The organism is Priestia sp. P5_B4 (assembly GCF_056400385.1).
Genome location: NZ_JBFULJ010000162.1, coordinates 1 through 6,474, shown reverse-complemented (window position 1 = coordinate 6,474; position 6,474 = coordinate 1). Strand labels below are relative to the sequence as shown.

12 protein-coding genes are annotated in these 6,474 nt (G+C 36.6%); 2 read left to right on the top strand and 10 right to left on the bottom strand.

Going from position 1 to position 6,474, the window contains the following annotated elements:
• Window positions 1–25: 25 nt before the first annotated feature.
• The 9 genes from AC1DRF_RS13875 to AC1DRF_RS13835 form a co-directional block, all read right to left on the bottom strand.
• On the bottom strand, window positions 26–211 hold the full coding sequence (locus tag AC1DRF_RS13875) for a YqzE family protein (RefSeq protein WP_013059170.1): 186 nt from the start codon (window positions 209–211) through the stop codon (window positions 26–28).
• 43 nt (window positions 212–254) lie between these two features.
• The gene (gene comGG / locus AC1DRF_RS13870) at window positions 255–629 is read right to left on the bottom strand and encodes a competence type IV pilus minor pilin ComGG (RefSeq protein ID WP_043976241.1); all 375 of its coding nucleotides are present in this window, start codon (window positions 627–629) and stop codon (window positions 255–257) included.
• Window positions 619–1,056: a competence type IV pilus minor pilin ComGF gene (gene comGF / locus AC1DRF_RS13865; protein WP_013059172.1), complete on the bottom strand. Its 438-nt coding sequence runs from the start codon at window positions 1,054–1,056 to the stop codon at window positions 619–621. The genes comGG and comGF overlap by 11 nt, the downstream gene beginning before the upstream one ends.
• A complete protein-coding gene (locus AC1DRF_RS13860) occupies window positions 1,053–1,391 on the bottom strand; it encodes a prepilin-type N-terminal cleavage/methylation domain-containing protein (protein WP_427075293.1) in 339 nt (112 codons plus the stop codon). The genes comGF and AC1DRF_RS13860 overlap by 4 nt, the downstream gene beginning before the upstream one ends.
• Window positions 1,375–1,812, bottom strand: coding sequence for a competence type IV pilus minor pilin ComGD (gene comGD / locus AC1DRF_RS13855; protein WP_477740950.1), 438 nt, complete (start codon window positions 1,810–1,812; stop codon window positions 1,375–1,377). The genes AC1DRF_RS13860 and comGD overlap by 17 nt, the downstream gene beginning before the upstream one ends.
• Window positions 1,799–2,110, bottom strand: a complete 312-nt coding sequence (gene comGC / locus AC1DRF_RS13850; RefSeq protein ID WP_477740949.1) for a competence type IV pilus major pilin ComGC — start codon at window positions 2,108–2,110, stop codon at window positions 1,799–1,801. The genes comGD and comGC overlap by 14 nt, the downstream gene beginning before the upstream one ends.
• 14 nt (window positions 2,111–2,124) lie before the next feature.
• On the bottom strand, window positions 2,125–3,171 hold the full coding sequence (gene comGB / locus AC1DRF_RS13845; protein ID WP_097824594.1) for a competence type IV pilus assembly protein ComGB: 1,047 nt from the start codon (window positions 3,169–3,171) through the stop codon (window positions 2,125–2,127).
• Window positions 3,162–4,214 (bottom strand): competence type IV pilus ATPase ComGA, encoded by a 1,053-nt coding sequence (comGA, locus tag AC1DRF_RS13840; RefSeq protein WP_477740948.1) that lies wholly within the window; start codon window positions 4,212–4,214, stop codon window positions 3,162–3,164. The genes comGB and comGA overlap by 10 nt, the downstream gene beginning before the upstream one ends.
• 268 nt (window positions 4,215–4,482) lie before the next feature.
• Window positions 4,483–4,866: a Spx/MgsR family RNA polymerase-binding regulatory protein gene (locus tag AC1DRF_RS13835; protein WP_013059178.1), complete on the bottom strand. Its 384-nt coding sequence runs from the start codon at window positions 4,864–4,866 to the stop codon at window positions 4,483–4,485.
• Window positions 4,867–5,128: 262 nt separating this feature from the next.
• On the opposite strand from AC1DRF_RS13835, the gene AC1DRF_RS13830 reads away from it, so the two are divergent.
• Window positions 5,129–5,365 (top strand): DUF2626 domain-containing protein, encoded by a 237-nt coding sequence (locus AC1DRF_RS13830; protein ID WP_013059179.1) that lies wholly within the window; start codon window positions 5,129–5,131, stop codon window positions 5,363–5,365.
• Between the two features lie 37 nt (window positions 5,366–5,402).
• Here the strand turns inward: AC1DRF_RS13830 and AC1DRF_RS13825 are convergent, their stop codons facing one another.
• Complete coding sequence (locus tag AC1DRF_RS13825) at window positions 5,403–6,035, bottom strand: MBL fold metallo-hydrolase (protein ID WP_034648929.1); 633 nt, start codon at window positions 6,033–6,035, stop codon at window positions 5,403–5,405.
• Window positions 6,036–6,243: 208 nt separating this feature from the next.
• On the opposite strand from AC1DRF_RS13825, the gene AC1DRF_RS13820 reads away from it, so the two are divergent.
• Window positions 6,244–6,420, top strand: coding sequence for a DUF2759 domain-containing protein (locus AC1DRF_RS13820; RefSeq protein ID WP_013059181.1), 177 nt, complete (start codon window positions 6,244–6,246; stop codon window positions 6,418–6,420).
• Window positions 6,421–6,474: the final 54 nt, after the last annotated feature.

The following is a 6,474-nucleotide window of genomic DNA, read 5'->3' as shown; positions in this document are numbered from 1 at the left end:
AAAAAAAGATGAGCATATAATATGCTCATCTTTCTTTTTTCTTTCGATACCACAGCATAAACGACAGCGGAATCATTCCAAACCATCTGTTTGCAAAAGGTGCTCGCTCTTCTTTTTTTTGAATTTTTTTCGTTTTCCTCTCTTCTTTTGGCTGATCCATATATTGTACAAATTGCTGAGTCATATATTTTACATAATCATTCGTTTTCATATAATCAACTCCTCAGCCCTATTATATCCGGAGAGAAAGAGACTTAATCCGTCCACTTCACAATGTGCTGATCCTTTTTTTGAATATATGCCGTTTCCGTCAATGCTCTTCCTTGCAATGTTTGACATTTTATTTTTAGGATAATCATCTGTTCATCTTCACTTACTACTTCGTATGAAACCGTACCAGTTTCTAATACTAAAGATGCAAATGGAGATTTATTATGTTCTTTTATTTCTTTTTTTACATGTACAACCGCGTTTTCTAAAAGATGCTGCAGGCGATTTTTCTGCTCTACTTCTTGATAAAATGAACTTTTCGTCACAAAATAAGTGGTTTGCTGAGCTACTAACAGAAGAAAAAGCGCACAAAATGCCAAAACAACGGGGAGAATAAATCCTTGCTCATTATGTTTCATGAGCAAGCATCAAAAACGTCGTAATGGTTTCTTCTCTAACTTTGTTAACACCGTCTGTTGAACGAATTAACAGCCTTTCTTTTTGCTGTTCATACATAATATTCTTAATGTGCTGCAGCACAACTTCATGACCGCTTTCATCCACTCGTCTTCTTATCTTGTCTTCATAGCGTTCATAAGTGATGATCTGATTATTTTCCATTTTCAACGTAAGCGTAGTCGCATGAATTCCTACTTCTTTTGCTTCTCGATATTCCATAGCAAGTTGATTTACAAAGATTTCCCACTCCATTTCATTCATACTAAAGTCCGGATTATATGTTTGCTTCGCTAGCGGAATGATAATGGGGAAAAATGAAACAATGATCAAAAAAAGAGTAAAACTGACTAACATCTCTACAAGCGTAAAACCTTTTTCCCTTTTCACTTCAACATCACATCACACTTCTTTTTCATTTTCTCAGCGGAATCTGTCCATTCTACACAAAGCTTTTGAGCACTTTCTCCGTCCCACTTCAGATAAAACGCAACGTTTTCTTTTACGATTTTTTCTCGCCGTTTATATCCTGCTTCATATTTATATTTCAATAGCTCTTCGTGCAAGATAGCATCGGCTTGATACGAAACATATTGCTTCTTTTCTGCTTCCTTCATCTGAACATACAAAGGAATAATTGTACCGGTTAGGAGTAAAAGCATACTAAATGAAACAAGCATTTCTAACAAAGTGTAGCCCTGCTGACCCTTAGATCTTGTCCACATAAAAACGCCCTCTGCCTATTTGAAAAATAACTTTATATTTAAATTTTTGATTGCTGATAAAAATGGTCTTCGCTTGAGAAATATTGCCGTTTTTGTTGTATTGTATCGTGGAATTTCCGCTTCCAAACGTGATATGAATGGTGGAGTCATAGGCGCGCTTATAAAGAACGGCACGAGAATCAGAAACAATATATTCTGTTCCCTTCGGTGCGAAGTTAATTTTAATTGGAGATTCTCGGTTCATGGCTGTCTGCTGCACATAAAACGTGTCGCTTTGCAGCTGTCGCAAAAATAATGTGATTTTGTAATATTCCACAAGCGGACGAATGGCTACAATAATGGAAAACATCATCACTTGCACAATAAATAAAACCATCAGCATCTCAATGAGGGTAAATCCTTTTTGCTTAAGAAGAACCACTAGCTGTAACCTTTCCGGTACCGTCAATTTGAATGGCTTGACCATTTGGACACACGGTACCTTCTTTTAAGTAGCCTCCTGCTTCAAGCTCTTCTAGACTTGGTTTTTCGCCATTTTCAAGTTCGTATACTTGTACCTCAGCCTCTACGGTTTTGACAAGAGCTGAGCAGCCTTTGTTGTTAATAACCGTATTATGCTTTAATACATTTGGAATCATAATGAGCAAAAGCACGGTAATAATGAGCATAACAATGAGCATTTCAATAAGGGTAAATCCTTTATCACCTTTTAGAATCATATTCTTTCCCCTTTCTACAAGCTCGACATCACTTCTAACATCGGAAGCATAACGGACATATACATAAGCAGAATGACAATTCCGATGAATAAGAATGTAAGCGGCTGTACATATTTTAAAATACGAAAAATAAACTGTTCCATTCTTTCCATCATAAATAGACTGTAATCATACAGTTCTTGAGAAAGCTCACCGTTCTGCTGGCCATGCACAATAACGTGTGCCAAGTCTTTTTCATAATGAGATTTACCTGAAACGATATGATCTAATCGCATTCCTGAGGAAAGTTGATCTGTAAAAGCAAAAGCTTCCACTTGAAAAAACGGATGATGCTCTTGCTTTTGAAAAAGAGCAAAGCATTCATAAATAGATAAACCACCATTTAGTAAATTGCTCATATGAACAGAAAAAAAGTACGAGTTAAATAGCCGTGTGAACGTTCGGATAACGGGAACTCTCATAAAGAGCTGCATTTGAACTACTGGAGGCAATTTTTTAATGTACATCACATAAAACAAATACAGGATGATTGGCATACTGATGACTGCAGGCAATACAAAAGGAAAGAACGACATCGCCTGCATAAATAAGAGGATAAACGAAGACTGCTTGTTTCCAAAGGATAAGTATAGAGCTTCAAACTGTGGAAGTAAAACCGTACTTAAAACAAATAAAATGGAAAGAATAAACAGCAGTAGCAATACGGGATATTGAACAAGCTTTTGAAATTTTTTACGATGCCTTACTTTTTCTTCAATCATTGAGCTGCTTTCTTTTAAAGCAAATTGAAGGTTTCCATGCTGTTCCGCAAAATATAAATAGCTTAAAATATCACGGTGAAACTGAAGTTTAACAAAAGCATCGTGCAAAGATTCTCCTCGTTTTAACTGCTCAAGACATTTTTCAATATCCGTTTTTTCTTTGTTAGATACTTGAAACGTCAAAAACGAAAGAGCTTGAGAAAGAGTATAGCCTTTTTCCAAGAGCTTAGAGACCTGCTTAAGAATTTTCGCTTGCTGAGCAAGAGACCACCTTTTTTGTCTATTTGTCTTTATCCCCATCCGTCTAGCGAATGCGGATATAAATAGCCTAGCGCGATTCCTTTTAGAATCACATCTCGGAGCGTCTTATAATCATAATCCGCATTTTCTCCTTTCACTTCTCTCATCACTGCGCTAAGCTCCTTTCCATAAAGCAATTCGTATATGCTGGACTGACGATGCTTCCTCATTTTTTTACAAGCGGGGTGGCATTTTCCGGAACACAGCGGACAGCGAATTTCTACAAGGCGCTGTGCAGCTACTGCTACAAGAGTCTGTTCCATTTCTTGAAAGCTAACGCCAAATTCAAGCAGCCTGTACAAAGATCCTTTTGTATCTTTAGTATGCATCGTTGTCAAAACCAAGTGTCCGGTAAGCGCTGCTCTCACAGCAATTTTGGCAGTCTCACTATCTCTTATTTCTCCCACCATGATAATGTCTGGGTCATGGCGCAATATAGCTTTTAAACCAGTCGTGTACGTAATTCCCGCCCGTTCATTTACCTGTACTTGAAGCACAGTTTCACTCGGTTTTTCAATAGGATCTTCTAGTGTAATAACATTTCGATTAAAAAGGTGCTTTACTTCGTGTAAAAGAGTATATAGAGTAGTGGTTTTACCTGATCCTGTAGGACCGGTAAAAATAATTAATCCATGAGAGAATTTCAAGAGAGAAATAAGCTTTTTAGTATGTTCAGGAAAAAGAGATAAATGTTTGAGAGATGTAGATTGTTGATGAGGCAAAAGCCGAATAACAAGACTTTCATCATGAGAAGTAGGAAGAGTTGATAAACGCAAATTTACTTGATAGTGATCAATGGAAGTGGTCAATGCACCATTTTGAGGTTTTCTGCGCTCACCAATATCCATTCCCCCTAAAAATTTAAAATGCGAAATGAGCCGTTCAGACATTTCCTTTGAAATAACCCTCTTTAAAATAAGCTCCTGGTCAATTCGCAGCTGAATCACAGCATCTTTCTTTCGGGGCACAATATGCACATCAGAACTTTGGCACTCATATGCATCTCGTATAACGTAAGTAGCAAACTGTTCAATTTCGGTCAAACGATCATCACTCCTTTATTTGTAATCAAGATGATTGGTAAAACATCTAGAAAAAGTAATTTCGACCTTTTTCGAGATTTTCCTCCTTCTTTTTTCATTTTTTATAATTTTTTAGTATACGCTTCTTTTCTTCCCTTCAGTCCTTGTACACGATGTACAACTTCTGTACACCTCTAAACGACTACATAAAAAAAGACAACGTGATGTAAAACTCTACGCTGTCGTTTTATTCATTATTTACTGAATTGAGCTTCTTCATCATGTACACTTACACAACTAGAGAAGCAAGACTTGTTTTTTTCTTGACTAAATTTTTAAGAGCAGATTCATTATAGCCTACTACAAGTTTTTTACCATCTGTTAAAATTGGTCGGCGAAGCAAACGAGGATGTTCAATTAATAAATTGACCACTTCTGATAGCGTCATGCTATCCACATCAACATTTAACTTTTTATATTCTTGACTTCTTTTAGCAAGAAGTTCATCCATCCCTTCTGTTGTCATAGAAAGAAGTTCAAGCATTTCTTTATGAGTAGGTGTTTCTCTAAATAAATGACGCTCTTTAAAATTTACATCTTCCTTCACTAGCCACTTTTTCGTTTTACGACAAGATGTACAGCTCGGGTACGTATAAAATTTAATTTCTTCCATATGAAACCCTCCCGTTTTTTTAGTTATAGATTGTTTATATACATTGTACACGTTTTGTATAACTTTTGTATAGTTTTTTGCACATGTTTTGTATAACTTTTTTTCTTCTGTCGTATTTCAAGGAAAAGATAGCGTTTTCAGGAAAGAAAGGATGTATTATAATGGAAAAGTATCGATATAGTTTCATAAGTGCTTTCTAGTGCTTACACAGCGATGACATTCATCATGACACTAACTAAGTTTGATAAAGGAGGAAATGGACGTGGAACGAATGTACCGTGTAATGGGGTTCTGGACAGCAATTTTCACTGTAATGTTTTACCTCGGTCACATGCATAAGACTTCTTTACTCTTTTTAGCTCAAACAGGCTTTTTTGTAATTCTTAGTTATTTAAAGCTGTCTGAAAGAATGTACATTTACGTTTTCGGAGCATATTTGACCGTCTTTTTTGTGGGGTTCACGTATTGGTCAACTTTTATGATGACACCAGGACAGTAAAGAGAAAAGCGATGGGCTTCCATCGCTTTTTGTATTCTTAAAAACCATTTAGGAAGGGATTTTGATCCATTTCGTGCCCCACAGTTGTTTCAGGTCCGTGACCGCTTAGTACAAGCGTATCTTCTGGAAGGGACAGCAATTTCGATTCGATGCTTTCTAACAGCTGAGCTTGATTGCCTCCAGGTAAATCTGTGCGTCCAATGCCGCCTGCAAAAAGCGCGTCACCAGATACTACAAAGTTACCCGGTTTAAAATAATATGAAACGCTGCCAGGAGAATGGCCAGGCGTTTCGTACACCTCAAATTGGAATGAGCCAATTGTTAAATTGCCTTCGATTGAAATAATATCAGTTGCATCTGGAGCCGTAATTTCTCCTAAATCAAAAAATTTCGAACCGTTTAAATCACTATTATGAAGCCATTCTTTTTCATTTTTATGTACATAAAGCGGGATAGAGTAGTGATTCATCACTTCATCTACTCCTCCAATGTGATCAAAATGAGCGTGTGTCAGCAAAATAGCCAACGGTTTATACGTTTGTTTTTCTAGAAATTCAACGAGCTGTTTCCCCTGAGCTCCCGGGTCAAAAACTAAACACTCTTTTTTTTCGTTAGCAACGACATAACAATTCGTTTGAATAGGTCCTAGCGGTATACGATGATAGTTCATAATGTATCCTCCTTGTAAAATTTATTTCCGTTATATGCATTATCATACACACATCATCTTATAAATGAAAGTAAGGACCTTTCTAAGCTAATAAGGCGAAAGAAAGATTGGTTTTCATCTCGACAAACGGTTAGAAAAGTTTTACAATTAAAGGGATAAGCTAATGATAGCGCTTTAATTTTAAGTTGCCTAAAGGAGGTTTCTTCGAGTGGGTCTTATGATTATTTTTGCACTAACAACATTGCTAGGCGTATTTGCAGCTATTTCATCTTTTAGAAATAAAAACATATTAGGCATTGGTTTTTCGGTACTAACATTCGGTGTGTTCGGATGGTTTACCGTGATGACCATTATACATCACGGTTATCCGGCGGTACATCATTAAAAAAGCCACGCAAAGCATATGCTTTGCGTGGCTTTTCAAATAGATAGATATTCC